General features: G+C 61.9%; 15 protein-coding genes and 2 riboswitches. Of the genes, 8 read left to right on the forward strand and 7 right to left on the reverse strand.

Features of this window, described 5'->3' with window-relative positions; translation table 11 throughout:
* Positions 1 to 54: 54 nt before the first annotated feature.
* The 3 genes from ACM6I6_RS18975 to cobW are packed head-to-tail and all read right to left on the reverse strand — an operon-like array spanning position 55 to position 5981.
* Positions 55 to 1053, reverse strand: a complete 999-nt coding sequence (locus tag ACM6I6_RS18975; protein ID WP_414920496.1) for an ATP-binding protein — start codon at positions 1051 to 1053, stop codon at positions 55 to 57.
* 32 nt (positions 1054 to 1085) lie between these two features.
* Positions 1086 to 4910, reverse strand: coding sequence for a cobaltochelatase subunit CobN (cobN, locus tag ACM6I6_RS18980; protein ID WP_414920497.1), 3825 nt, complete (start codon positions 4908 to 4910; stop codon positions 1086 to 1088).
* A 3-nt stretch (positions 4911 to 4913) separates the two neighbouring features.
* Positions 4914 to 5981, reverse strand: a complete 1068-nt coding sequence (cobW, locus tag ACM6I6_RS18985) for a cobalamin biosynthesis protein CobW (protein WP_323606363.1) — start codon at positions 5979 to 5981, stop codon at positions 4914 to 4916.
* 98 nt (positions 5982 to 6079) lie between these two features.
* Positions 6080 to 6291: riboswitch (cobalamin riboswitch) on the reverse strand.
* Positions 6292 to 6467: 176 nt separating this feature from the next.
* Positions 6468 to 6693: riboswitch (cobalamin riboswitch) on the forward strand.
* Between the two features lie 120 nt (positions 6694 to 6813).
* Between cobW and ACM6I6_RS18990 the strand changes: the two genes are divergently transcribed.
* From ACM6I6_RS18990 to cobM, 4 genes are all read left to right on the forward strand, one after another.
* Complete coding sequence (locus ACM6I6_RS18990; protein WP_323606364.1) at positions 6814 to 7008, forward strand: CbtB domain-containing protein; 195 nt, start codon at positions 6814 to 6816, stop codon at positions 7006 to 7008.
* An 11-nt stretch (positions 7009 to 7019) separates the two neighbouring features.
* Positions 7020 to 7724 carry a CbtA family protein gene (locus tag ACM6I6_RS18995; RefSeq protein WP_414920498.1) on the forward strand — a complete coding sequence of 235 codons (705 nt, stop codon included), beginning with the start codon at positions 7020 to 7022 and terminating at the stop codon, positions 7722 to 7724.
* Positions 7721 to 8134: a cobalamin biosynthesis protein gene (locus ACM6I6_RS19000; protein WP_323606367.1), complete on the forward strand. Its 414-nt coding sequence runs from the start codon at positions 7721 to 7723 to the stop codon at positions 8132 to 8134. The genes ACM6I6_RS18995 and ACM6I6_RS19000 overlap by 4 nt, the downstream gene beginning before the upstream one ends.
* An 81-nt stretch (positions 8135 to 8215) precedes the next feature.
* Complete coding sequence (gene cobM / locus ACM6I6_RS19005) at positions 8216 to 8962, forward strand: precorrin-4 C(11)-methyltransferase (RefSeq protein WP_414920499.1); 747 nt, start codon at positions 8216 to 8218, stop codon at positions 8960 to 8962.
* Between the two features lie 122 nt (positions 8963 to 9084).
* Here cobM and nfuA read toward each other — a convergent pair whose 3' ends face one another.
* On the reverse strand, positions 9085 to 9669 hold the full coding sequence (gene nfuA / locus ACM6I6_RS19010; protein WP_007912592.1) for a Fe-S biogenesis protein NfuA: 585 nt from the start codon (positions 9667 to 9669) through the stop codon (positions 9085 to 9087).
* A gap of 192 nt (positions 9670 to 9861) precedes the next feature.
* A complete protein-coding gene (locus tag ACM6I6_RS19015) occupies positions 9862 to 12159 on the reverse strand; it encodes a fatty acid cis/trans isomerase (RefSeq protein WP_414920500.1) in 2298 nt (765 codons plus the stop codon).
* Positions 12160 to 12315: 156 nt separating this feature from the next.
* Here ACM6I6_RS19015 and metH point away from each other — a divergent pair, with 156 nt between their 5' ends.
* Positions 12316 to 16026, forward strand: coding sequence for a methionine synthase (gene metH / locus ACM6I6_RS19020; RefSeq protein WP_414920501.1), 3711 nt, complete (start codon positions 12316 to 12318; stop codon positions 16024 to 16026).
* A 65-nt stretch (positions 16027 to 16091) separates the two neighbouring features.
* Here the strand turns inward: metH and ACM6I6_RS19025 are convergent, their stop codons facing one another.
* The gene (locus ACM6I6_RS19025) at positions 16092 to 22688 is read right to left on the reverse strand and encodes an NEL-type E3 ubiquitin ligase domain-containing protein (protein ID WP_414920502.1); all 6597 of its coding nucleotides are present in this window, start codon (positions 22686 to 22688) and stop codon (positions 16092 to 16094) included.
* Between the two features lie 122 nt (positions 22689 to 22810).
* On the opposite strand from ACM6I6_RS19025, the gene ACM6I6_RS19030 reads away from it, so the two are divergent.
* Positions 22811 to 23029 (forward strand): DUF2970 domain-containing protein, encoded by a 219-nt coding sequence (locus ACM6I6_RS19030; RefSeq protein WP_274075934.1) that lies wholly within the window; start codon positions 22811 to 22813, stop codon positions 23027 to 23029.
* On the opposite strand, the gene ACM6I6_RS19035 is transcribed toward ACM6I6_RS19030, so the two are convergent.
* Positions 23026 to 24099, reverse strand: coding sequence for an ABC transporter substrate-binding protein (locus ACM6I6_RS19035; protein ID WP_414920503.1), 1074 nt, complete (start codon positions 24097 to 24099; stop codon positions 23026 to 23028). The two genes, ACM6I6_RS19030 and ACM6I6_RS19035, sit on opposite strands and share 4 nt — an antisense overlap.
* A gap of 522 nt (positions 24100 to 24621) precedes the next feature.
* On the opposite strand from ACM6I6_RS19035, the gene ACM6I6_RS19040 reads away from it, so the two are divergent.
* A complete protein-coding gene (locus tag ACM6I6_RS19040) occupies positions 24622 to 26280 on the forward strand; it encodes a nitrite/sulfite reductase (protein WP_274075932.1) in 1659 nt (552 codons plus the stop codon).
* Complete coding sequence (locus ACM6I6_RS19045) at positions 26264 to 26758, forward strand: DUF934 domain-containing protein (RefSeq protein ID WP_274075931.1); 495 nt, start codon at positions 26264 to 26266, stop codon at positions 26756 to 26758. Before ACM6I6_RS19040 ends, ACM6I6_RS19045 begins: the two co-directional genes overlap by 17 nt.
* The last annotated feature ends 44 nt before the right edge of the window (positions 26759 to 26802 follow it).

The raw sequence follows: 26802 nt of genomic DNA on the forward strand, positions 1-26802 counted from the left end.
GCCGTCCGGCACGGGGTCTGGCATTCGCCCCCGCGTCAGATCGAGGGCGAATGCCTAGGGCTTTTTTGGCCAGCTCGGCACTTCACGTCGCGCACCCACCGGCAGCGCTTGAGCGGGCATTTCACCCCACTGGCCCTGGCCTTCGCTGGGGTTGGAATTCTGCCCGGACTGGGCCTGGTTCTGTTGTGGTGCAGGTGGCGTATGCTCTCGACGACGATGGCGCAGGGCAAACTCGGCGACCGCGTCGATATCCTCTACATCAATCGATGCAGCCCCGCGCCACGCCGCATGCGCACGCGCCGCGCGCAACCAGACCAGATCGGCACGCAAGCCATCGACACCGGCGGCAAAGCAGCGCTCGGTAATCTGCGCCAGCGCTTCGTCGTCGAGGGGAATGCCCGCCAATGTGCTGCGGGCTTTTTCGCAGCGCTCACGCAACGACTGCTGCTGGCTCTCCCATTCGGCGCAGAATCGTTGCGGATCACTGTCGAAATCCAGGCGTCGACGGATGATCTGCCCGCGCTCGGTCGGGGCGGTGTGACCACCGAGGACGACGTTCAAGCCAAAGCGATCGAGCAATTGCGGACGTAACTCGCCCTCTTCCGGGTTCATGGTGCCGATCAGCACGAACTTCGCCGAATGCCGATGGGAAATACCGTCGCGCTCAACCAGATTGGTGCCGCTGGCGGCCACGTCGAGCAGCAGGTCAACCAGGTGATCGGGCAGCAGATTGACCTCGTCGACATACAACACGCCGCCGTCAGCCTTGGCCAGCACACCCGGGGAAAATTGCGCGCGACCCTCACTCAGAGCCGCGTCGAGGTCGAGGGTGCCAACCAGGCGTTCTTCGGTGGCCCCCAAGGGCAAGGTGACGAACTGGCCGCTGGCCAACAGGTCCGCCAGGCCGCGGGCCAGGGTCGACTTGGCCATGCCGCGCGGGCCTTCGATCAATACGCCGCCGATCTTCGGGTCGATGGCGGTCAGGTACAGCGCGAGCTTCAGTTCGTCGGCGCCGACCACGGCGGAGAGGGGGAAATGGGGGGTGTCGGTCATTGTTCAATCTCGGTCATGGTCGGTGGTGTTTATCAGCTGTCTTCTTCTATATCCAGCAACAGGTTCTCCAGGGCCTCGCGGTAATCCCCCGGCTCTTTCCACATCCCTCGCTGTTGCGCTTCGAGCATGCGTTCGGTCATGTCGCGCAGGGCATGAGGGTTATGCTCACGCACGAAATCCCGCGTACCCGGATCGAGCAAATAGGCATCCGCCAGCAGTGCATACTGGTGATCGTCGATCAACTGCGTGGTGGCGTCGAAGGCGAACAGGTTGTCCACCGTCGCCGCCATTTCGAAGGCGCCTTTGTAGCCATGGCGCTTGACCCCGTCGATCCACTTCGGATTGGCCGCCCGGGAGCGGATGACCCGGTTCAGCTCTTCCTTCAGTGTGCGGATCTTCGGCAAGTCCGGCTGGCTGTGATCGCCGTGATAACTGGCCGCTGCCTCGCCACGCAGGCTTTCCACGGCGGCCAGCATGCCGCCCTGGAACTGGTAGTAGTCATTGGAGTCGAGCAGGTCGTGCTCGCGGTTGTCCTGGTTTTGCAGCACGGCTTGCATCTGGCCCAGGCGCTGGGAGAACTGCTCACGGGCTGCGGTGCCTTCGTCGGAACCGCCGTAGGCGTAGCCGCCCCAGTTCAGGTAGACCTCGGCCAGGTCCTCGCGGCTTTGCCACAGTCGACCGTCGATGGCGCCCTGGACACCCGCGCCATAGGCGCCGGGTTTGGCGCCGAAAATGCGCCATCCGGCCTGTCGCCGGGCAGCGTCTTCATCCATCCCCGATTGCAGCAGCGCCTGACGTTCGGCGCGCACCTTGGCGGCCAGGGGATTGAGGTCGTCTGGCTCGTCCAGCTCGGCCACCGCTTGCACGGCGGCATCGAACAGCCGGATCAAGTTGGCAAAGGCATCGCGGAAGAAACCCGATACACGCAGGGTAACGTCCACCCGCGGTCGATCAAGCAAGCTCAACGGCAGGATTTCAAAGTCGTCTACCCGCTGACTGCCGGTGGCCCAGACCGGGCGCACGCCCATCAACGCCATGGCCTGGGCGATGTCGTCGCCGCCGGTGCGCATGGTCGCGGTGCCCCAGACCGACAGGCCGAGTTGACGCAAATGATCGCCATGGTCTTGCAGATGGCGTTCAAGAATCAGGTTGGCCGACTGGAAACCGATGCGCCACGCGGTGGTGGTTGGCAGGTTGCGCACGTCCACCGAATAGAAGTTGCGCCCGGTCGGCAGCACGTCGAGGCGACCGCGACTGGGTGCGCCGCTTGGGCCGGCGGGGACGAAACGGCCACTGAGGGCGTCGAGCAGGCCGCGCATCTCTGCGGGACCACAGGCGTCCAGTCGGGGGGCGACGACTTCGCGCAGGTGGTCGAGGATGGCGTTCACGTCAGACCAACTCGCCTCCTGTGGGAGCCAGCCTGCTGGCGATGGAGTGCCAGCCACATTGATGTCGACTGACACTCCATCGCCAGCAGGCTGGCTCCCACAGGAGATCAGCTGTGTGGCGAATAGCTCGAGACGTTCGCGGGTATCGCCGGTGGTGCGCCAGGGTTCCTCGCTTAGCGATAATAATGCGTTGGGGCGCGGTCCGCTCCATGGGTCGGCCAGCGCACAATCCAGCGGATCGAAGCCCAATTCGAACGCCTTGGCCAACGCCCGCAGCAGACTCGACTGTGCACCACGACCATCGCCCCGGGGAATACGCAACAGCGCGAGCAAGGTATCGATGCGCAGCCGTCCCACCGGGGATTCGCCAAACACGTGCAAACCATCGCGGATCTGCGACTCTTTCAAGTCGCACAGGTAGGTGTCCAGGCGTGGCAGCCAGATCGCCGCATCGGCATCGCTGTCGAGTTTTTCGTCCAGCTGCAATTCGCGATCGATGTGCGTGTCGCGCACCAGTTGCAGGATATCGCGCTGCAATTCCCGGGCACGGCGCGGGTCGAGCAATTGCGCCTCGTAATACTCGTCGGCCAGCAGTTCGAGGTTGCGTAGCGGCCCGTAGGTTTCGGCGCGGGTCAGCGGTGGCATCAAGTGATCGATGATCACCGCTTGCGTGCGGCGCTTGGCCTGGGCGCCCTCGCCCGGATCGTTGACGATGAACGGATAGATGTTCGGCAGCGGCCCGAGCAGTGCATCCGGCCAGCAGTGCTCCGACAGCCCGACGCCCTTGCCCGGCAGCCATTCCAGGTTGCCGTGCTTGCCGACGTGGATCACGCCGTGGGCACCGTAGGTGTTGCGCAACCAGAAATAGAACGCCAGGTAGCCGTGGGGCGGCACCAGGTCCGGGTCGTGGTACACCGCACTCGGGTCGACCTGATAACCCCGCGCGGGCTGGATGCCGACGAAGGTCAGGCCAAAACGCAACCCGGCGATCATCATTCGCCCGCCACGGCACATCGGATCGCTGTCCGGCGCACCCCAGCGGTCCAGCACGGCCTGGCGGTTGGCTTCGGGCAAGGCATTGAACATGCGCCAATAGTCGTCCATCGCCAGGCTTTGCTGGCACGGACGCTGGTCGAGGGTATCGAGGTCGTTGCTGACACCGCCGAGCAATTGCTGGATCAACGCGGTGCCGCTGCCTGGCAACTGCGCCGGTAGCGGATACCCTTCCTTGTGAAGCGCACGCAAGATGTTCAGCGCTGCGGCCGGGGTATCGAGGCCAACGCCATTGCCGATACGACCATCGCGGGTCGGGTAATTGGCCAGGATCAGCGCAATGCGTTTTTGCCCGTTGGGCACCCGCGCCAGCTCGATCCAGCGCCGCGCCAGTTGCGCGACAAAGTCCATGCGTTCCGGCTGCGCGCGGTAGCAGACCACGTCGGACTGACTGCGCTCGCTGCGCCAGGCCAGGTCCTTGAAGCTGATCGGCCGGCTGATGATGCGCCCGTCCAGTTCGGGCAACGCAATGTGCATCGCCAGGTCTCGCGGGCCGAGGCCCTGTTCGCTTGCGCGCCAGCCCGGCTCGTTGTCCTGGGCACAAATGGCCTGGATCACCGGGATATTGCGGCGAAACGGTCGCAAGTGCGGTGCTTCAGGGCTCGATTGGGCGAAACCGGTAGTGTTCAAGATCACTGAGGCTGAAGTTTCATCCAGCCAGTCCTCGACCACGCAAAGGCAGCCGGGCTCTTTCAAACTGGCCAGCGCAATCGGCAACGGGTTCAACCCCGCCGCCTGCAGGCGCTGGCAGAAAACATCGATGAACGCGGTGTTCGCCGCCTGCAAATGCGAGCGGTAGAACAGCACCGCCGCCACCGGTTGACCGGCCTGCCAGTCGGCTTGCCAGTCGCTCGGTTGCGCGGGGCTTTTTCGCGGGTGGTAAATCGCGGTGCGCGGCAGGGTTTGCGGTTCGGCCCAGGCGTAGTCGCGATCCAGCCAGCGATTGGCCAGGCAGCGGAAAAAGTCGAGGGCATTGCCCATGCCGCCCTGGCGCAGGAATTGCCAAAGACGGTCACGTTCCTCAGGACCTACGGTGCTGAGGTCGCTGAGCTCCGGGTCCGGGCGGTCATCCCCTGGTACCAGAATCAGCTGCACGCCGCGCTGCGACAGCTCCACCAGCCGCTCGACGCCATAACGCCAATAGGCAATGCCGCCGTGCAGCGAAATCAGAATGACTTTGGCGTGGCGCAACACTTGGTCGACATACAGGTCGACCGACGCATGATTCTGCACCTGCATCGGATTGGCCAGGCGCACGCTCGGGTAGTCGTCGGGCAACTGCTGCGTCGCTTCGGCGAGCAGCGCCAGGCTGGAGTCGCCGCTGCACAGGATCACCAGCTCGGCGGGGGTTTGTCCAAGGTCGGCAATGTTGTCATCCGACACGAATCCGCCGGGCTGGGTCCTGAGCAGGTGCATGGGTTACACGCTGAGCGCGGCGCGCAATTGCGCTTCGAGCAAGGCGGCGTCCAGTGCCTGGCCGATCAACACCAGGCGCGTGGTGCGTGCTTCTGCAGCGCCCCACTGGCGGTCGAAATGCTTGTCGAAACGGGTTCCCACGCCCTGGATCAGCAGGCGCATAGGCTTGTTCGGGATCGCCGCGAAACCCTTGACGCGCAGGATGCTGTGCTCGACCACCAGTTGGGTCAACGCATCCATCAGCAGGCTTTCGTCGGCTTGCGGCAGTTCGATGGAGATGGAATCGAAGGCGTCGTGATCGTGGTCGTCATGATCATCGCCATCGTGGTGATGATCATGGTGGCTGTGACGGCTGTCGATGTGCTCTTCGGAACCGGCGCCAAGGCCGATCAGCACGTCCAGCGGCAGGCGACCGCTGCTGGCTTCGATGACTTTCACCGCCGGCGGCAATTCTTCGGCGACTTCCAGGCGTACGCGAGCCAGGTCTTCCGGGCTGATCAGGTCGGCCTTGTTGAGGATCACCAGGTCAGCGCTGGACAGTTGGTCGGCGAACAGCTCATGGAGCGGCGATTCGTGGTCCAGGTTCGGGTCGAGTTTGCGCTGGGCGTCGACCTGGTCCGGGAATGCGGCGAAGGTGCCCGCCGCCACGGCCGGGCTGTCGACCACGGTGATCACCGCATCGACGGTGCAGGCACTGCGAATTTCCGGCCACTGGAAGGCTTGCACCAGCGGTTTTGGCAGGGCCAGGCCCGAGGTTTCGATCAGGATGTGGTCGAGATCGCCGCGACGGGCCACCAGTTCGCGCATCACCGGGAAGAACTCTTCCTGCACGGTGCAGCACAGGCAGCCGTTGGCCAGTTCATAGACACGGCCGTTGGCTTCTTCTTCAGTGCAACCGATGGAGCACTGCTTGAGGATTTCGCCGTCGATGCCCAGTTCGCCGAACTCGTTGACGATCACCGCGATGCGGCGGCCCTGGGCGTTGTCGAGCATGTGCCGTAGCAAGGTGGTCTTGCCCGAGCCGAGGAAGCCGGTGACGATGGTGACGGGGAGTTTGGCCAGTGTTTTCATCGGATGCCCTTTGGCAAGGTGGCGGGCATACGGGACGAGGACCGGCCACGCACAAGCGCGCCAGAAGCGTTCGCCACCGGATCACCCCGCCCGGTTGTAGTGAGAATCTGTATCGAGGCAGGTCTCCTGGCTGACGGTGTGCTGGCCTTCAAGCCTGGCATTCGCTGCGCCTTCCCGCGGGCTCGACTTGAGCGTGCAGTGGCGTGGCAGCGAACATCACCGTTCACAGTTGCGGGGGCAGCCGCGGCATCGACCGCGTTCCCTTCTTAGCTTCGACAAACGCCGAAGAACCTCGAATGCGCAAGGCTACGCATGGTAATGGGGCGGGTCAATGTCTTGTGGTGCCTGTACGGGCCCCTTCGCGAGCAAGCCCGCTCCCACATGGAAATGCGATCACCTGTGGGAGCGGGCTTGCTCGCGAATGAAGCGACTCGGTCCCGAGTTGAGAACCCTTGCCAATTGACGCCCGCCCCTCGCCCATGCTCTCCTACGCACCTTGTTACGGGTGCCCTTCACAGGGTGAAACGGGAAACCGGTGAATCATGTGCTTTACTCAAGCCCATGTCAGTCCGGTGCTGCCCCCGCAACGGTAAGCGAGCGAAGCGTCAGATCCACTGTGCCAATGTGGCATGGGAAGGTGACGCTTGCAGGTGAAGGCTAACGCCTGCGCCCCTCGTGAGCCCGGAGACCGGCCCGCAACACAAAGTGACCAACACGATCACTGACTCAACAAACCCGCGGTGGGCGGGCGCTGTTCGGACTTCTGCGCGCTCGGTCGTGCGAGGGCCTGCCTGCGCTCTTATTCCCCGCTGACAGAACAGAGGGAAGCGCCATGTCGATCATCAGCAGCACCGGCCACAGCACCACCACCAGCAACACCACTACCCTGTCCCAACGCCTGACCGCCGCCGCTTGCGCGTCGATTCTTGGCGCGTGCCTGGTGTATTTCGCCGGTTTCTCGCACATCGAAGCGGTGCACAACGCCGCTCACGATACCCGCCACAGCGCTGCGTTCCCGTGCCATTGAGACCTGCCGACATGATCAAGCGTATTGCGCAAACCGCAGGTTTCAGCGGGCTGCTGGCTGCCCTGCTGCTGACCCTGCTGCAGAGTTTCTGGGTTTCGCCGCTGATCTTACAGGCCGAAACCTACGAGAAATCGGAACCTGCCGCCGTTGAAGTCCACGAACACGCCGCGGGCGTCGCTGCCCACAGCCACGACGCCGAAGCCTGGGAGCCGGAAGACGGCTGGCAGCGCGTGCTGTCGACCACGGGCGGTAACCTGGTGGTGGCAGTCGGTTTCGCCCTGATGCTCGCCGGCCTCTATACCCTGCGCGCGCCGACCAAGACCTCCCAAGGCCTGCTCTGGGGCCTGACCGGTTACGTTACCTTCGTGTTGGCGCCGACGCTCGGCCTGCCGCCCGAGTTGCCGGGCACCGCGGCGGCGGATCTGGCGCAACGGCAGATCTGGTGGATCGGTACGGCCGCCTCCACGGCTGTCGGCATCGCGCTGATCGTATTCAGTCGTCACTGGCTGATGAAAATCCTCGGCGTAGCCATCCTCGCCGTTCCGCACGTGATTGGCGCACCGCAACCGGAAGTGCATTCGATGCTCGCCCCAGAAGCTCTGGAAGCTCAGTTCAAGATCGCTTCGCAGCTGACCAACGTGGCGTTCTGGCTGGCCCTGGGCCTGATCAGTGCGTGGTTGTTCCGCCGCAAAAGCGACGGTCAATACCAAGCATGACTGAACTTGGCACAGCGCCGACCCTGGTGGTCGGCCTGGGCTGCCAGCGTGGCTGCCCCGTCAGCACGCTGCGGGCATTGCTCGACCAGGCATTGCAGGCGCACCAGATCGAACTGCATCAGATCAAGGCCCTGGCCAGCATCGACCAGAAGCGCGGCGAACCGGCCCTGAGCGAACTGGCCGAGCAGCTTGGGCTGCAGATGATGTATTTCAGCAGTGAACAACTGGCGGGCTATCAACCCCGACTCAGTCACCATTCGGACATCGCCTTTGAACGGACCGGGTGCTATGGCGTGGCAGAAAGCGCCGCCCTGGCCCTGGCCGAACAACTGGCCAACGCCCCGGCCAAATTGCTGATCCCGCGACAAAAATATGCCCAGGCCACCCTGGCATTGGCCGGCGCCGCGTAAAATCCCCGAAATCCACGCATTCGATCATGAGCAATCTTCATCTGAAGCCTTGCCCACCCCCTTTTTTCACAGGAACCGACGATGACCGTCTACTTCATTGGCGCAGGTCCCGGCGACCCCGAACTGATCACCGTCAAGGGCCAGCGGCTGATCCGCAGTTGCCCGGTGATCATCTACGCCGGCTCGCTGGTGCCCGCCGCAGTGTTGGAAGGACACCGCGCCGAACGGGTGGTCAACAGCGCCGAATTGCACCTGGAACAGATCATCGAACTGATCAGCGCGGCCCATGCCAAGGGTCAGGACGTGGCTCGCGTGCATTCCGGTGATCCGAGCCTGTATGGTGCCATCGGCGAGCAGATTCGCCATTTGCGTGAACGGGATATTCCTTTCGAAATCATTCCCGGTGTCACCGCAACGGCAGCCTGCGCGGCGCTTCTGGGCGCAGAACTGACCTTGCCGGCCGTCTCACAGAGCGTGATCCTGACGCGCTATGCCGACAAGACCGTGATGCCCGCCGGAGAAGAACTGGCCAGCTTGGCGCAGCACGGGGCGACCATGGCGATTCATCTGGGGGTCAATCACCTGGCAAAAATCGTCGAGGAGTTGCTACCGTTTTACGGCGCCGACTGCCCGATTGCGGTGATTCACCGGGCGACCTGGCCGGATCAGGATTGGGTGGTGGGGACGCTTGAAGATATTAACGGGAAGGTTGAAGCCAAGGGGTTTCGGCGTACGGCGTTGATTTTAGTGGGCCGGGTGTTGGGCAGTGAGCATTTCAGTGAGTCGTCGCTGTATCGTGCTGGACATGCGCATTTGTATCGGCCATAGGGCCTCTTCGCTGGCAAGCCAGCTCCTACAGATCTGGTGTTGACCGCGATAGGGCCAGTGGATTTCACCCATAAAAAAACGGCGCTCACGGGGCGCCGTTTTTTTATGCCGCAGCGAACACCTTAGTAGTAGGCGTTTTCTTTCTGCGTGTGGTCGGTCACGTCACGCACACCCTTGAGCTCGGGAATACGCTCGAGCAAGGTGCGCTCGATGCCTTCCTTCAAGGTCACGTCGGCCTGGCCGCAGCCCTGGCAACCGCCACCGAATTGCAGGACGGCGATGCCGTCTTCGACCACGTCGATCAGGCTGACCTGGCCGCCGTGGCTGGCCAACCCAGGGTTGATCTCGGTTTGCAGGTAGTAGTTGATGCGCTCGTTGACCGGGCTGTCGGCGTTGACCATCGGCACTTTGGCGTTCGGCGCCTTGATGGTCAGCTGGCCACCCATGCGGTCGGTGGCGTAGTCGACTACTGCATCGTCCAGGAAAGCTTCGCTGAAATGGTCGATGTAGGCGGTGAAGCTTTTCAGCCCCAGCGCGGTGTCTTCGGGTTTTTCTTCGCCCGGCTTGCAGTAGGCAATGCAGGTTTCGGCGTACTGGGTGCCAGGCTGGGTGATGAAGACGCGAATGCCAATGCCCGGGGTGTTCTGCTTGGAGAGCAGATCAGCCAGGTAATCGTGGGCGGCGTCGGTGATGGTAATAGCGGTCATGGAAACTCCTCGCAGGCTTGGACGCAGTTTACGCCAATCATCGCCGCGGACAAAGTCCTAGTATTTTTGTCGGGAAAAGATGCGGAGCTTACCCCTGTGGGAGCGGGCTTGCTCGCGAAGGCGTCATGTCAGACAACATCAATGGTGACCGCTCCACCGCCTTCGCGAGCAAGCCCGCTCCCACAAGGGGTTCTAGAGGTTCTCGTAGCGATTCATGTCCAGCACGCCCTCTTCCACCGGTTCGGTTTCGTGGATATAACGACTCAAATCATGGAAATACTGCCAGAACTGCGGGTGGCTGCGACGGATCCCCCAGCGCTCGACGATTTTCTCCAAACGATTGGCATCCTTGGCATTCTCCATCTCATCGACAAATTGTGGCACTTGATCGGCGGGGATATTGAACATGAAGTTCGGGTAACTGCTCAGAACCCCGGGGAAAATGGTCAGCGTGTCGAGCCCCGGCTGGTACCGTAGCGACTCACCGATCAGGAACGCCACATTACTGTGCGCGCGGTTGCGCAGCAGGCTGTAGACCACACGCTGACCGCTCGCGGTTTCGACCCGCAGCATGGTCGCTTCCGGCAGTAGATCGATGACCCTGAGGCCAGCCGCCGGCCGTGAGGCCAGGCGGCTCAAGGACTGCTCGGCGGCCTGCAGCGCTGGATCGATGTTGGGCCGTGAGCAATAGGCCCCGTCGCAGCGATTGATCGGGTCAGGCCTGGCATCCAGCTCGCCGTAGCGTGCCAGCAGCTGCATGGCAAAGTCGCGCTTGGGGTCTTGTTCATTGAGTTTCAGCGCGGTCGGCGTGTCGTCGTCGATGGACTCATAGTCCAGCCACATCTTGAATCTCCCGCTGTTCTGGTACCAGTCGTCGAGGTACCCCTCCCGCGAGTCAGCCGGCATCAGGCGCAGGAAATTCTGCTCGGCGCCATTGCGGATCAGGTCGAAATACAGGCGCGTCTGGGCCTGATGGGACACGTTGCCGAACACGTCGAAATTCACCGCCAACTGATAATAGGTGCGCTCCAGCAGCGGGAAATCGAACAGCCACATCGTCTGTGGCACGTCGCCGATCAGGCCCTTGGTCACCGCGGCGCTGTCGAAGTGGCGGAAAATGCTCAGCAGCGCGTTATCGTTTCCGGCCCACAGGCTCGACCAGCTTGGCGGCGGCAGATCGGCGTAGCTGTCGCGGCGCAGGGCTTCGTATTCGTTGCGTTTGTCGCGGTAGTCGTGCCACAAGGTGAGGACGCTGCCAACGTCGTCGTTCTGCCCTGGCATCGCCAGCAACGGCGTGGCCTGGCCGCGATAGTTCGGGTCGGTGATGTAGAGGTCGTGTTCCGGCGCCTGGAACAGCGCCCAGAAGTTGTCGCGGATCACGTCAGTGGCGATCTGCCCCCGGCAGACTGGGCCGCGAATGAAGGTGCGGACGAAATACTCGGCGTTATCGAGCATGAACTGATAACGCGCCTGGGCTGGGATCGCTTCGAAGGTGGAAAAGGGGTTGGCCCGGCGTTCCGGGCCGTAACCCGGCAAGGCATTGACCTGCCAGTTGCCGTTATAAAAGAGGCTTTTGACCCGCGCCAGCTTCGCCGCGCTCAGCGGATAGGTGATGTGCGTCTTGTGCACGATCACGCCCTGCACCGGCCACAAGCGGTAATACACCTGGGTGCCGGGGTCGTCGTTCGGCCGACGGGTATTGATCAGGTCGATGGGCTGGCCGGTGGGCGTGCGCGAACGCACCCACTGGAAGAAATGCCCCGGCTCGCCATCCTTGAAATAAATGTGCGCGAGAAACCAGTGCTCGAACAACCAACGCCCTACCAGGCTCTGCCGTGCGCCCGGTGCATTGAGCAGGTTTTCCCACTGCACCACCTGCAACGCTTCTTTCACGCTCGGCACCAGGGCCTGTTCATCGATCGGCGCACCGGAAGCCAGCCAACGTTGCAGCGTCTGGTACTGCTGGTCAGTCAGGCCGGTGACCGCCAGGGGCATGCCCTCCTTGGGGTGAGCGCTGGCATATCCGTCGAACTCGCCCGGCAAGGCGCACATGTTCTCGCGATTGAGACCCAGGACGATGTCCGCAGGCAATTTGGCATTGGGTTGCAACGCATTGCTGTGCCCCAGTTCCAGCATGCGCGCCATCAATGCGGCCTGGCTGCCCTGGGCGTCGAGCACCGAATAGAAGCCTTTGTGTTGCCAGGCGCGCTTGCCGAACGCGTCAAAGAACAGCCGGCTCGGCGCGACCGCCTGGCTGCGATCGCCGTCATACACCGGGACTTTCGTCGCGCCACGGGCCGCGCCCTCCCCGCTGCCCAGGTTGAGCTGACAGGCGGCGTCGTTACAGGCGTGGCAGGCCACGCACTTTTCAGTGAAGATCGGCTGGATGTCGCGACTGTAGGAAATGCCGGCGGATAGCGCCGGGTCCTGCGCAACCGCGCCCCAGCTTAATAGCAGCAATACACTGCTGATGACGACGCGATACGACATGTCCCTGGTCCCGATCCTTTAGAAAACGCCGCGATTCTACCGGGCTGGCCGCCACACCAACATGAGCGATATTCATGGAAAACCCGGACATGCTCTAAAAGCGCACAGGTTTGCTATCATCCCGGCCCTTCGTCATGGTCTTTCCGAGTAGTCCCAATGTCCGATCGCAGCGTTCGCCTCCAAGCCCTCAAGCACGCCCTCAAAGAGCGCATCCTGATTCTCGATGGCGGCATGGGCACGATGATCCAGAGCTACAAGCTCGAAGAGCAGGATTATCGTGGCAAACGCTTCGCCGACTGGCCGAGCGATGTCAAAGGCAACAACGACCTGTTGGTGCTCACCCGCCCGGACGTGATTGGTGGCATCGAGAAAGCCTACCTGGATGCCGGTGCCGACATTCTGGAAACCAACACCTTCAATGCCACCCGGATTTCCATGGCCGATTACGGCATGGAAGAACTGGCCTACGAATTGAACGTAGAAGGCGCTCGCCTGGCACGCAAGATCGCCGATGCGAAAACCCTCGAGAACCCGGACAAGCCGCGTTTCGTCGCCGGCGTGCTCGGTCCTACCAGCCGCACCTGCTCGCTGTCGCCGGACGTGAACAACCCCGGCTATCGCAACGTGACCTTCGATGAGCTGGTGGAAAACTACACCGAAGCCACCAAGGGCCTGATCGAAGGCGGCGCCGACCTGATCCTGATCGAAACCATCTTCGACACCCTCAACGCCAAGGCCGCGATCTTCGCCGTACAGGGCGTGTTCGAAGAGCTGGGCATCGAGCTGCCGATCATGATTTCCGGCACCATCACCGATGCCTCCGGCCGTACCCTGTCCGGCCAGACCACCGAAGCCTTCTGGAACTCCGTGGCCCACGCCAAGCCGATTTCGGTAGGCCTGAACTGCGCACTGGGTGCCAGCGAGTTGCGCCCGTACCTGGAAGAGCTGTCGAACAAGGCCAACACCCACGTTTCCGCGCACCCGAATGCCGGCCTGCCCAACGAGTTCGGCGAGTACGACGAACTGCCGGCGCAAACCGCCAAGGTCATCGAAGAGTTCGCCCAAAGTGGCTTCCTCAACATCGTCGGCGGCTGCTGCGGCACCACGCCGGGCCACATCGAAGCCATCGCCAAGGCCGTGGCCGGCTATGCGCCGCGGCAGATTCCGGAAATCCCCAAGGCTTGCCGCCTGTCGGGCCTGGAGCCGTTCACCATCGATCGCAACTCGCTGTTCGTCAACGTCGGCGAGCGCACCAACATCACCGGCTCCGCCAAGTTCGCCCGGCTGATCCGTGAAGACAACTACACCGAAGCCCTGGAAGTCGCCCTGCAGCAGGTCGAAGCCGGCGCCCAGATCATCGACATCAACATGGACGAGGGGATGCTCGATTCGAAGAAGGCCATGGTGACCTTCCTCAATCTGATTGCCGGCGAACCGGACATCTCCCGCGTACCGATCATGATCGACTCTTCGAAGTGGGAAGTGATCGAAGCCGGCCTCAAGTGCATCCAGGGCAAGGGCATCGTCAACTCGATCAGCATGAAGGAAGGCGTCGAGCAGTTCATCCATCACGCCAAGCTGTGCAAGCGTTACGGCGCCGCCGTGGTGGTGATGGCTTTCGACGAAGCCGGCCAGGCCGACACCGAAGCACGCAAGAAAGAGATCTGCAAACGCTCCTACGACATTCTGGTCAACGACGTCGGCTTCCCACCGGAAGACATCATCTTCGACCCGAACATCTTCGCCGTGGCCACCGGCATCGAAGAACACAACAACTACGCCGTGGACTTCATCAACGCCTGTGCCTACATCCGCGACGAGCTGCCCTATGCCCTGACGTCGGGCGGCGTGTCCAACGTGTCGTTCTCGTTCCGCGGCAACAACCCGGTGCGCGAGGCGATCCACTCGGTGTTCCTGCTGTACGCGATCCGCGCCGGCCTGACCATGGGTATCGTCAACGCCGGGCAACTGGAGATCTACGACCAGATCCCGGTGGAACTGCGCGAAACCGTCGAAGACGTGATCCTCAACCGCACCCCGGAAGGCACCGATGCCCTCCTCGCCATCGCCGACAAATACAAGGGCGACGGCAGCGTCAAGGAAGCCGAGACCGAAGAGTGGCGCAACTGGGACGTCAACAAGCGCCTGGAGCATGCCTTGGTCAAAGGCATTACCACGCACATCGTCGAAGACACCGAAGAGTCGCGCCAGTCGTTCGCCCGCCCGATCGAGGTGATCGAAGGCCCGCTGATGTCCGGCATGAACATCGTTGGCGACCTGTTCGGCGCCGGCAAGATGTTCCTGCCGCAAGTGGTGAAATCCGCCCGTGTTATGAAACAGGCCGTGGCCCACCTGATCCCGTTCATCGAGGCGGAAAAAGGCGACAAGCCGGAAGCCAAGGGCAAGATCCTCATGGCGACCGTAAAAGGCGATGTGCATGACATCGGCAAGAACATCGTCGGTGTAGTGCTCGGTTGCAACGGCTACGACATCGTCGACCTCGGCGTGATGGTGCCGGCGGAGAAGATCCTTCAGGTGGCCAAGGAACAGAAGTGCGACATCATCGGTCTGTCCGGTCTGATCACCCCTTCGCTGGATGAGATGGTCCACGTGGCTCGCGAGATGCAGCGCCAGGACTTCCACCTGCCGTTGATGATCGGTGGCGCCACCACCTCCAAGGCGCACACGGCGGTGAAGATCGAGCCCAAGTACAGCAACGACGCGGTGGTGTATGTCACCGACGCCTCCCGTGCTGTCGGCGTGGCGACCCAGTTGCTGTCCAAGGAACTCAAGGCCGGTTTCGTCGAGAGAACCCGCGAGGAATACATCGAAGTCCGCGAGCGCACCGCCAACCGCAGCGCCCGCACCGAACGCCTGAGCTACGCCGCCGCCATTGCGAAAAAACCGCAGTTCGACTGGAGCACCTACGAGCCGGTCAAGCCGACGTTCACCGGCGCCAAAGTGCTCGATAATATCGACCTGAAAGTGCTGGCCGAATACATCGACTGGACGCCGTTCTTCATCTCCTGGGACCTGGCCGGGAAATTCCCGCGCATCCTGGAAGACGAAGTGGTCGGTGAAGCCGCCACCGCGCTGTACGCCGACGCCCAGGAAATGCTCGCCAAGCTGATCGACGAAAAACTCATCAGCGCCCGCGCAGTGTTCGGCTTCTGGCCGGCCAACCAGGTGCGCGACGATGACATCGAAGTCTACGGCGATGACGGCAAGCCATTGGCCAAGCTGCATCACCTGCGCCAGCAGATCATCAAGACCGACGGCAAGCCGAACTTCTCCCTCGCCGACTTCGTCGCGCCCAAGGACAGCGAAGTCACCGACTACGTGGGTGGCTTCATCACCACCGCCGGGATCGGCGCCGAAGAAGTGGCCAAGGCCTATCAGGACGCTGGCGACGACTACAACTCGATCATGGTCAAGGCCCTGGCCGACCGCCTCGCCGAGGCCTGCGCCGAGTGGCTGCACCAGCAGGTGCGTAAGGAACACTGGGGCTACGCCAAGGACGAGACGCTCGACAACGAGGCGTTGATCAAGGAGCAATACAGCGGCATCCGCCCTGCTCCGGGCTATCCGGCCTGCCCGGATCACACCGAGAAAAGCACGCTGTTCGCGTTGCTCGACCCGCAAGCGAGCGAAATGAAGGCCGGCCGCAGCGGCGTGTTCCTCACCGAGCACTACGCGATGTTCCCAGCCGCTGCCGTCAGTGGCTGGTACTTCGCTCACCCACAGGCGCAGTATTTCGCCGTGGGCAAGATCGACAAGGATCAGGTGCAGAGCTACACCTCGCGCAAAGGCCAGGAGTTGAGCGTGACCGAGCGCTGGCTGGCGCCGAACCTTGGCTATGACAACTGATTGATTTGCAGCCTTGGGCTCTGGAGGCGGACCTGTGCCGACTCCAGAGTTTTTTGCGCTGACAATCAGGCCTGAGCGCCCAACTCGGCTACCTCACGTTCGCTGAGTGTGGTCAGCAGTTGCAGACGCTCGGCTTTATTGGCCGTATCCAGCGCCTCCATCTCCTGCAGGTAGGCCGAATTGAGCTGCGGGTATTTATCCTCCAGCTCACTGGCCTTGGCCTGGAAGCCCTGCTGCACCCGGGTAAATTCCCCCGGGTATTTCTCCTCCAGGTAATCGCGCCAGTATTTGCGCGCCGTCAGTTGCTCGATGAACACCGGGGTCCGTTCCCTGGCAAGGATCGATGCGTACGCCTGGTCCAGATCCCCTGTCGTCACCTGCGCCAGGTTCTCATACAACATGCCTTTGGGCTGGTTGGGCAATCCAAGACGCCGGGCCAGGCCAACTCGATAGGCCAGGCGAATCTCGGCAGGATCGATATTGGGTCTGAGCTGGATACGCGTACTGGCGATCTCTTCGACCTGCGCCAGGCGGAACAACTCCCTGGACAGTTTCAGCAGCTCGCGGCCCTTGTGTTCCGGGGCAATGGACTTCAAGGCATTGAACTCATGGACCTCGACTTCCAGCTCGTTGAACAACAGGATCCGGCCATCGCCACAGGTCACGCGATTCCTCAATGCCCTCGACAGGTCCATCAAGCGCCTGCCCAGCGCTTCATCGCCATGGGCGGCTTCCAGGACACGCCACACGCGCTGCGTGAGGTCCAGGCGATCGGCGACGAAGTCCTGGGTGTGCTGAAGTTGCGAGAGGATGTATGAAAAGTCGTGGGTAGTGTCCTGCTCCATCAAGTCGCTCCACACCTGGTGTTTTTCCGAGTCGGCCGCCACGCCGGAAAACCATCGGGCTTTCTGTGCCTGCGGCGATTCATGGTCGGGATGATCCTCCTCGTCGGAGGCCTCGGAACCCTCGGAAGATTCAGGCCCGAAGCCCTCCAGATGGCGTTCAATCTGTTGCGAGGTAAAGCCCAGGCCTCGGCCAGTTTCCTGCAGGTACTCCTGCAATCGTATGAGTTCCACCTGTTCCAGGTAAATGTTATCGGACAAGTTGGTGCCAGCCATCAAGGCTGCGTGCCCTGGCAGAAACGCATCGGGAGGAATGACCTGTATTCGGTTGCCACTCAGGTCGAGGGTTGCCAGCGCTGGCGCTTGCAGCACACCTTGCGGCCAATCCCAAAGAAGGTTACCGCTCACATCCAGCGCTTGCAGCTGCTCAAGACCGGTGACATCGAGACTGACCAGCCTGTTCACGCTCAAGTCCAGCGATTGCAAATGCCTCAGGGATCGCACTTGGCGCTGCCACTCTTCACTGGCGCCAAGATCGTTATAGCTGGCGCTCAAGCGGATGAGGTGTTCACATTGCCCCACTGCGTCGGGCAACGCGCCCAGGCGGTTGTGATTGAGGGTCAAGCTGCGCAACTTGGGAAACGCACGCAGGAACCCATCCGAGTTTTCCGTGAGCCCGACACCGCTCAGGTCCAATGCACCGACATGCTCGAACGAAACCGGCAAGGCCGGCAAATCACCGATGACCAGGCCGGCAAAGTCCAGCACGGCATCAGTCGCTGCGCCCTCGGCCGCAGGCGCCTCGCGCAAGGTCGCCCGCCAGCACTCCAGGAGCTGGTTAGCCGCCCGGCGGCGGTCCAACGCGCCCACCCAGCCCTGATGGCCGCGAAAGGCCGGGACATCGATCCAGTCATTCAACTGCTTGATCAATTGCGTCCGCTGTTGCTGCCACTGGACCAGCCGGGCTTCAATTTCCAGAGCGCTCATGCCCCGGGTGAGCCAGGCATCAATCCGTTCAACGGCTTGAGCAGCGCCGAGTTGAGGATCAAGACGTTGCAGCCTGGCGGCCGCAGTCCGGGGCACGTCACCTTCGCCCGGCTCCAGGTGCAACGGCAGTATCAGGTCCGGGCGCTCCGATACTTCAACCGGATAGAACTCCGGATCGCCTCCGGTTCGTCCGGCAGACAGGTGCAATCGTTCGATACCCAGCGGGTTGCGCGACGCCGTGCGGTCAGCGTATGTCCGTACCGACGTCAACGCTTGCGGGCTCAGCCGGCAACCTTGCAGCGAAGTCGCCGCCAACAGCTGGTCATGCCCGGCCAGGGCCGCCGCGGGGATGTCCGTGATGCCGCTGTGATTCAGGGCCAGACGGCGCAGGTTGGGCAACGCCAGCACACCCTCGGGCCAGTTGCGGATATTGCTATGGCTCAGGTCCAGGCTTTGCAGGCCCGTCATCGAACCGACCTGCAAGGCGCCGACCCGGTTGTAGGCCAGGTTCAGGGTTTCCAAGGCGGTCATACGGTTCAACCGCGCTTGCGCCGACGCCGTGATCGTCAGCTGATTGTATGAGAGGTTCAACTCGCGCAGTTGCCCGAGCCCGTCAAGTGCCTGGGGCAGCCCGGTCAGCCGGTTGGCGCTGAGGTCGAGTGCGCGCAGCTGGGGAAATCCACTCAGAAAATCACTGACGTGCTCGGTCGATAGCGCGCTGTTACTGAGCTTCAGGCTGCGCACATGAGCAAAGACCGTATCGCCAAGCTCGGGTAAATCGCCCAACGGTCCAAATCCCGTCAGGTCCAACACTTCAAACAGCGCGTCACCTTGCCCCCACGACGGGCCTGCCACAGGCTGGGCGGGTGCATACCGGGCACGCAGCCCCTTGAGAAAGCATTCGCGGATCTTTTCAGCGATCAGCGCGCGGTGGTGTAACTCCATCTGCCTGCCGTCAACCCGAACAACCCTGTCCTTCCAGGCGTCCAACGACTGACTCAATGCCAGCTGCTGCTGATGCAGTGCCTCGACCTGATCCAGTAATGCCCGTCCGGACAGCCCGTCTTTACTGAATTGCGCCATTGCGTCCGATGCAAAGGTGTCATCATTGGGTGCCAGTTCTGACAATCGCCCCCTGCAGTACCTGGCAACCATTTGCGGCTCGTTGAGTAAATGGGCCGGGTTGTCGTGCACATAACCATAGGCTTTCTTGAAGGCCTGCGGTTCCAGCGCAGCCCAATTGAGCTGCATGCGTCGCCATAGCGATTCATTGCCACTGAACAGCTCGTCAGGCAGCGACCTGATCGGCATCCGTCGTAAATCGAGGGTTTCCAGCCTGCTCAAGCCGAACACCCCGTTCGGCCATTCAGTCAGATCCCCCGCCAACCTCAGGGACCGCAGATTGGTCAGCGTGCTGAAGTCCATGGCGCCCATATTGCCCGTGAGCGCCAACTGCTCAAGCTGAGTCATCCCTTCGAGCGCCTGCACCAATGGCGGCGCAAAGGTCGGCAACGGGCTTTCAAGCGCCAGCTCGGTAATAGCGGTCAATCCCGGCAATTTCTCGGCCAAGGCAGCCATATCCTGCCCTCGCACGGAAATCTCCAGTTTTTTGATCTTCGCAAACCTGCGCAGCAGCGCCGTGCCCGAATCACCGATGAGCTGATTACTGGTCAGTCGTACGCTACGCACATGAGTGAAGTCGGCATCCCACTCGGGCAACGCGTCAGCCCCGCTTAAATTCAGCTCAAAAGCAGGCTCCAATCCTCGATCAAGACCGTTGCGCCAGCACTGGATCAACCGATCGGCGATGACCCGGCGCGACGGCCCACCCGCTGGGGCCTGCACGCCAGCGTCGACCCAGTTGTTCAACGCGCGGTCCAATGCCTCGAACTCCCGTTGACGGTTGTTCAACAGATTGAACACTTGCCGATCGGTGTCTCCCGCGCTCAGGCGGCCTCTGACGAACTGACTGGCTTGCGCATCGGAAAGGTTCGGGTAGAGGTCTCGCACCCTGGAGACCAACGCGCCATCCGGGAAACCGACCCCACGGCCACTGGCCAGGTATCCGAGGCGGCCATCGGGCAATCGCAGCGACGGCCCGGCGCCATTCAACGGGCGCTGCTTGAGGATCAGCGACATCTCGTGGCGATGAGCACCGGCATAATTTGCCAGTTTGTTTTGCAAAGCCTGGACTTGATTGCCATCCAGTTTCGCCCGTGCCGCTTCGGGCAAGTACTCCAGTAGCGATTCGAAGAGATTGCGGCCATGGACGGGCAAATTGTTGAGAGCCCTGCCCTGCGCGTCATAGGCGCGAAAGTAACCGTCGCCCTTGACCAGGTAATAGCGAATCGTCGCACTGTCGCTGCCGACGCTGTCCAGCAGTGGGCCCTTGAGCGAACCGGTACGCATTTCCACGCGTATATCAGCCGACCAGCCGGGCAACTGCTCCAGACAGTGCAGCGCAAGACGGTCGCTGGCCAATGACGCCATGTCTTGCAGATGCAAACCGCAGAGCGCCCGATTCAGGCTGGCTTGCTGTAGATGGGCGCAAATCTCGCTGGCCTGGCGCAAGGGTATTTTCGCGGTGTCGCGCAATTGGGCCAGCTCGGCAGCACTGGCATTGTCCAGCACCTGTCGCGCGCCCTCCGGCGACAGCGTCGGGAAACTGCGTTGCAGTCGCTCGATAACAGCCTCGTGAGCACTCCCCTGTCGATCGCCTCTGAACCACCTGATGGTCTCGGCCAACAGCGGCGGCGGTGGCTGGTGATCGATGTGCATCTGGCGCAACGCGTCATCACTGACGCCGCTGACCTCGGCAATCTGCTGCAATTGCGCATCGGAAAAACCGTCCATCTGCGGCCCCATCCGCCGCAACAGTGTCGAGCGATCCCACTCCAGTGGCCGTTCCAGCGTGTGGCGCCAGGCCCCGTGCTGGTTGTGCCGCAAGACAGGTTGATAGGCCCGGGGGTCGCTGGGGTGTTTGATCCGCCATTGTTGCAGCGCCGGGTCGAAGGTCTTTTCGTAGACATTGCCCTCTTGTCGAATGTAGGTCCTGCCCCCGATCTTGTACTGCCCCAAAGCGTTCGGCTCGATTCCATTCAGGGAAACACCGCTCTTGTAGGGGGCCAGATCCGGACTCCACAAACGCGGCTCGCCAAAAGGCGTGGCGATCCGGGTCATGCCATTGACAAACCGTGAAGTCGTGATCGGTGGTGCCTTGTGTGCCACCGCACCCAACACGGCCATGAACGCCACGTTCTGCAAGACCGAACTGAGGTGGCCCCAGGCCTCCTCGGCGTCTGCCTCTTTCCACGCTTGCATCCCCTGGTAAACCTCGTAGGTCAATTGCACGGCAGTGACGGCCAGCATGACCTCGCCCAACCCTGGCACGAAAAAGGCTGCCACGTTCAAGACGCTCAGCCCACATTCGGCATAGTGTTCGAGCCGGGCAATCCAGGCCTCGTGGTCAACCTCGGCGGTGGGTATTGCCAGCAACCTGGCGTTGGACTTCACCCGGGCCAGATGAAACTCATAACAGGCGCCAAACACCTCGCCATCAATGAAGGTTTCATCCATGCCCAGGTCGACCTCCTCGTTCCACACTTCTACATACATGCCCTCGCGGAACGCGTCCCGGTTATAGGGCGGGCCCGGATAAACCGGGGCCGGGTCCCACTTCTGGACCTTGAGCTGGGCCTTGAGCCGGCGAAAGAAACGGCTCGATTCATCCTGTGCGACAAAGCTGGTGAAGAACCGCTGGTAACTGTACGTACGCAGCTTGATCGCAAGGTCCCGGGCAAACTCGCGGCCCGAGCCGTACGCTTTGAGAGGGCTGACGGGATCGCCCGGGATGTAGACGATGATCCGGGTATCATCTATTTGGGTGGGCAGCAAGGATGAAAACGGCAGAAGACCGAGCCAGGGATTCTGCAGGGCCGCCCTGGTTCGACGCGACGCAGCGCCAATGATCAGCACGTCGTTCAACTCCGAGCCAAAAACATGCAACCGACTGTAGGCGACCAAGGCCCCATCGAGCCGCACGGGCGAGGCTTCGTCGAGTAGCGCCAACACCGTGGCATGGTCCGCAGGGTCAATATTCGACTGTAGCAACGCGACATGCGCCTGCACGCGCATCCTGTCCTTGTTCGCCGCAATCGTCTGCTGGCGGACAGTCGCCGCCTTGTCGGGCGCCTCGAACACGGCACTCAGGTGGTCCTGATACTGCTTGCCCACGTCCAGCTCCCGGCACAGGCTGGCGAACGCCGCGGGCTCGATCGACAACTTGTCACGGATGCTGTAGCGCACCTTCGCAAACGGGTAGTGCTCGCTTTGATCGTAGCGGTGACTTTCCAGTGCCCCTGCAGGCGCCAGCGCGCTGGTCTCCTGCAAGGCCACTTCGTCAAAGGGCTCGTCCTCTTCGAAGTTGCGCAGCGCCGCCTGCAGCAATGACTGCTCTTCGGCCCGATTGGGCGAGCGCAGATGAAACAGCGCCGTGTCGGTCACATCCGGCGCCTGGCCGAATGTTTTCTGTAGCGCATCGGTCAGCAATGGCTTGGCAAATTCGGTAATGCCCTGCAAATCCTTGAGCGTCGTGGCCAGCGCCTGAGTGGAAACATTGCTCCGTGCCTGGCTGTCGAGCAAAGCCTGGCGCAACGCCGGTGACGCCTTGGCATACAGTTCGGGGTAAGCCTCGATGAAACGCTGGGCAGGATTGCGCGCCAGTGTCATGGCCTGCAGATGGGGGGTGGCCAGGTGACGCGTCCAGTCGGGAACACGGCTCTTGATAAACGGGACATGAAACCCGGATTCAGCGGGTGTGGAAAGGTCCGGCATGATGTGATTCCTGTTGCTCGATTGAGAGCGGGTCAGGACATCACGGCCATCCGCCGGCGTGGCGGTACATAGTTATGGGGTTTGGCTATGCTTAGCTCTCACACCTTGGTGAAGAGGGGTTTATGGACGATCCAGCCGACAACAAGCCGCCGACCTTCTGGCAAATGCTTCACAGCGTCATGGCGGCGGCGTTCGGGGTGCAGAGCGGGAAAAACCGGGCGCGGGACTTTACCCACGGCAAGCCCAGTCATTTCGTGGTCCTGGGGATTGTGTTCACGGCGGTGTTCGCCTTGACGCTGTATGGCATCGTGCAACTGGTGCTGCATCTGGCCGGCATTTAACGCATCAGGGTTTGCAGGCTGAACGGATAGCGATACGACGTCGGCCGGCCTTTGGCTGACAGTCGACGGAAGTTCACACCGTAGGCCGGTGATTCGCCCATGGCCAGCAATCGCCGGGCCTGTGCCTTGTCGATCAGTTGCAGCAACGGGATCCGCCGGTCCCGGCCGCCGTAATGGTCGAGATCCACACCCTGATCCAGGTCATGCAACTCCACCAACGCCCAGCCACCCAGGGTGAAGTGCCAGCCCACCAGCACGCTGAGGCGTCCGTCGAGCAACGCCTGTAACGCCGTCGGCGAGCTGTTGACCGCACTGAACAAGGCATCCTTGCCCGGAACCCCGCCCGTCTCCGAATACGCCTGCATGGCGCCAAACGCCATTTCGTCATTGGCTGACCACACCAGCGAGACCTTCGGGTAACGCCGGAACAGCAGCCCGGCCTGTTCATACGCCCGCTCCCGGGTCCAGCCGCTGTAAACCAGCTGGCGCAAGCGCACGTGCGGGTGCTCGGCCAGGGCCCGCAGCATGCCCTGTTCGCGCAGCTGCGCCGAGGGGGTGATTTTCAGGCCGGAAAACGCCAGTAGCTCGATGACCTCCCCGGGCGCTACGGGGGGATGCTGGCGAATCAGTTCCTTGAGCATCAGGTAGCCGCCCTCCTCGTCATTGGGCACCAGGCTGCCCAGGCGCTCAGGGCGCTCGCCCAGCAGGCTCATCTGGTTGGCCGTCAAGGACGCGTTGACCATGAACAGCTTCACCCCGCTGCCCTCGGCCAGGCGAATGATCTGCGGGGCGACGTATTGTTCGTTGACGAACACCAGGTAGTCCGGACGCCCGGGGCCTTGCAGCGCCACACGCGCTTGCGCCAGGGTAAGTTCCGGCATGCGTTGGGAGTAGAGAATCCGCAGGTCGATGCCCAGGTCCGTGGCTGCCGCCTGCATGAACTGCGAATAGCTGACCCAGAAGGCTTCTTCGGTCGTTCCGGGGTTCAGGAACAGCACCGATTCCGCTCGGGCAGCAGTGCTGTGAACCGCGCCGAACAGCAGCAGGAAGGAGTAGAAGAACTTCAGCATTGATCGTCCGAGCCCCGGAAATTCGCCGCGCATTATAGCCAGCGAAACCCCGGAAAACGGCGTTTATTCGGGTTTTTGTCCGACAATCGTCGGAATGGGACCCGGACGGGCTGGTTTATTGGTGACTGACCCAGAATACCGCAGTGCCAACGACCAGGATGATCAGGAACAGGATCGCCCAGGCATCGACCGAACTATCGCTTTTCGTTGCTTTTGTTGGGTTGCTCATTGCATCGCCTCTTGTCGGTTTTATCGGTGATTGCATAAAGACTCGATCACATTAAAGACGACGATTGCCCGCACCACAAACAGGGTCTTTGCAACAACGATTCTCATTAGTCCTTTTGGTTCTTTACATATACTCAAACATCACTTTTGCGCATAACCGCAAACTGGTATCTTGCCCCGGCTCCGTAGGGAGTGCGCGGCCGTGCGCGCAGAATTGCAGAGGTTTTATCGGACTCCGGCAAGCACAAAAACGCAGCGGTATCCGAGCGACCCAAGCCTGAGAACAGGACTTATATGTACGTATACGACGAATACGATCAGCGGATCATCGAGGACCGCGTCAAGCAGTTCCGTGATCAGACCCGACGCTATCTGGCAGGCGAGCTGAGCGAAGAAGAATTCCGCCCCCTGCGCCTGCAAAATGGCCTTTATATCCAGCGTTTCGCGCCGATGTTGCGAGTCGCCGTGCCTTACGGCCAGCTGACTTCGCGGCAAATGCGAATGATGGCCAGGATTGCCCGCGACTACGACAAGGGCTATGCGCACATCAGCACCCGGCAGAACGTGCAGTTCAACTGGCCGGCCGTGGAAGACATCCCGGACATCCTGGCTGAACTGGCGACTGTGCAGATGCACGCGATCCAGACCAGCGGCAACTGCCTGCGCAACGTCACCACCGACCAGTTCGCCGGTGTCGCTGCCGACGAATTGATCGATCCGCGCCCATGGTGCGAGATCGTCCGCCAGTGGACCACCTTCCACCCGGAATTCGCCTACCTGCCGCGCAAGTTCAAGATCGCCGTCAACGGTTCGACCTCCGACCGTGCCGCCATCGAAGTCCATGACATCGGCCTTGAGCCGGTGCACAACGCCGCTGGCGAACTGGGTTTCCGCGTGCTGGTCGGCGGTGGCCTGGGCCGTACGCCGGTCGTCGGTGCGTTCATCAACGAATTCCTGCCGTGGCAGGACCTGTTGAGCTACCTCGACGCCATCCTGCGGGTCTACAACCGCTATGGCCGTCGCGACAACAAGTACAAGGCGCGGATCAAGATCCTCGTCAAGGCGCTGACCCCTGAAGTCTTCGCCCAGAAAGTCGACGCGGAAATGGAGCACCTGCGCGGTGGCCAGACCACGCTGACCGAAGCCGAAGTGCATCGCGTCGCCAAACACTTCGTCGACCCGGACTACAAGGCGCTGGACGACCAGGCCGCCGCCCTGGCCGAACTCGACCAACAGCACCCGGGCTTTGCCCGCTGGCGCGCACGCAATACCCTGGCCCACAAGAAGCCAGGTTATGTTGCCGTGACCCTGTCCCTGAAGCCGACCGGCGTCGCCCCGGGCGACATCACCGACAAGCAGCTCGACGCCGTGGCCGACCTGGCCGAGCGCTACAGCTACGGTCAACTGCGCACTTCCCACGAGCAGAACATCATCCTGGCCGACGTCGAGCAGGAAAAGCTGTTCACTCTGTGGGGCGAGTTGCGCGAGCAAGGTTTCGCCACGCCGAACATCGGCCTGCTGACCGACATCATCTGCTGCCCGGGTGGCGATTTCTGCTCCCTGGCCAACGCCAAGTCGATCCCGATCGCCGAATCGATCCAGCGCCGTTTCGACGACCTGGACTACCTGTTCGACATCGGTGAACTGGACTTGAACATCTCCGGTTGCATGAACGCCTGTGGTCACCACCACGTCGGCCACATCGGCATCCTCGGGGTGGACAAGAAAGGCGAAGAGTTCTACCAGGTGTCCCTCGGCGGCAGTGCCAGCCGTGACGCCAGCCTGGGCAAGATCCTCGGCCCGTCCTTCGCCCAGGAAGCCATGCCTGACGTGATCGAGAAGCTGATCGACGTGTACATCGAACAACGTACCGAAGACGAGCGTTTCATCGACACCTACCAGCGTATTGGCATCGACCTCTTCAAGGAACGCGTCTATGCAGCGAATCATTAAGAACAACGAAGTCGTCGACGAAACCTGGCACCTGCTGCCCAAGGATTTCAGCATCGACGAAATCACCAACTGCGACGACTACATCGTCCCGCTGCAGCTGTGGCGTGAACACAGCCGCATGCTCCTGGCCCGCGACGGCGGCCTGGGCATCTGGCTGGACGCCGATGAAGAAGCGGAAGAAATCGGTGAAGACGTGGCGAGTTTCCAGGTCATCGCCCTGAACTTCCCGGCCTTCACCGATGGCCGCAACTACTCCAACGCCCGGCTGCTGCGTGACCGTTACGGTTTCAAAGGCGAGCTGCGGGCGATTGGCGACGTGCTGCGCGACCAGTTGTTCTACCTGCACCGCTGCGGTTTCGATGCGTTCGCGATTCGCCCCGATAAAGACCCGTACGAAGCCCTGGAAGGTCTCAAGGACTTCTCGGTGACCTATCAGGCCGCCACCGACGAACCGCTGCCGCTGTTCCGTCGCCGCTGATCGTCCAGCCTTGAACCCCGTTCGGGGTTCAAGGCTCCCTCCTT

The sequence above is a fragment of the Pseudomonas sp. IT-P218 genome (assembly GCF_949767605.1).
GTDB classification, from domain to species: Bacteria; Pseudomonadota; Gammaproteobacteria; order Pseudomonadales; family Pseudomonadaceae; genus Aquipseudomonas; species Aquipseudomonas putida_AE.

Bases quoted from the DNA above. Each gene is read 5' to 3' on its own strand.
- cobW (WP_323606363.1), bottom strand. From the start codon at position 5,981: ATGAAAACACTGGCCAAACTCCCCGTCACCATCGTCACCGGCTTCCTC.
- ACM6I6_RS19045 (WP_274075931.1), top strand. From the start codon at position 26,264: ATGCAGCGAATCATTAAGAACAACGAAGTCGTCGACGAAACCTGGCAC.
- metH (WP_414920501.1), top strand. From the start codon at position 12,316: ATGTCCGATCGCAGCGTTCGCCTCCAAGCCCTCAAGCACGCCCTCAAA.
- ACM6I6_RS19025 (WP_414920502.1), bottom strand. From the start codon at position 22,688: ATGCCGGACCTTTCCACACCCGCTGAATCCGGGTTTCATGTCCCGTTT.
- ACM6I6_RS18990 (WP_323606364.1), top strand. From the start codon at position 6,814: ATGTCGATCATCAGCAGCACCGGCCACAGCACCACCACCAGCAACACC.
- ACM6I6_RS19000 (WP_323606367.1), top strand. From the start codon at position 7,721: ATGACTGAACTTGGCACAGCGCCGACCCTGGTGGTCGGCCTGGGCTGC.
- cobM (WP_414920499.1), top strand. From the start codon at position 8,216: ATGACCGTCTACTTCATTGGCGCAGGTCCCGGCGACCCCGAACTGATC.
- ACM6I6_RS19035 (WP_414920503.1), bottom strand. From the start codon at position 24,099: ATGCTGAAGTTCTTCTACTCCTTCCTGCTGCTGTTCGGCGCGGTTCAC.
- cobN (WP_414920497.1), bottom strand. From the start codon at position 4,910: ATGCACCTGCTCAGGACCCAGCCCGGCGGATTCGTGTCGGATGACAAC.
- ACM6I6_RS19015 (WP_414920500.1), bottom strand. From the start codon at position 12,159: ATGTCGTATCGCGTCGTCATCAGCAGTGTATTGCTGCTATTAAGCTGG.
- nfuA (WP_007912592.1), bottom strand. From the start codon at position 9,669: ATGACCGCTATTACCATCACCGACGCCGCCCACGATTACCTGGCTGAT.
- ACM6I6_RS18975 (WP_414920496.1), bottom strand. From the start codon at position 1,053: ATGACCGACACCCCCCATTTCCCCCTCTCCGCCGTGGTCGGCGCCGAC.
- ACM6I6_RS19040 (WP_274075932.1), top strand. From the start codon at position 24,622: ATGTACGTATACGACGAATACGATCAGCGGATCATCGAGGACCGCGTC.
- ACM6I6_RS19030 (WP_274075934.1), top strand. From the start codon at position 22,811: ATGGACGATCCAGCCGACAACAAGCCGCCGACCTTCTGGCAAATGCTT.
- ACM6I6_RS18995 (WP_414920498.1), top strand. From the start codon at position 7,020: ATGATCAAGCGTATTGCGCAAACCGCAGGTTTCAGCGGGCTGCTGGCT.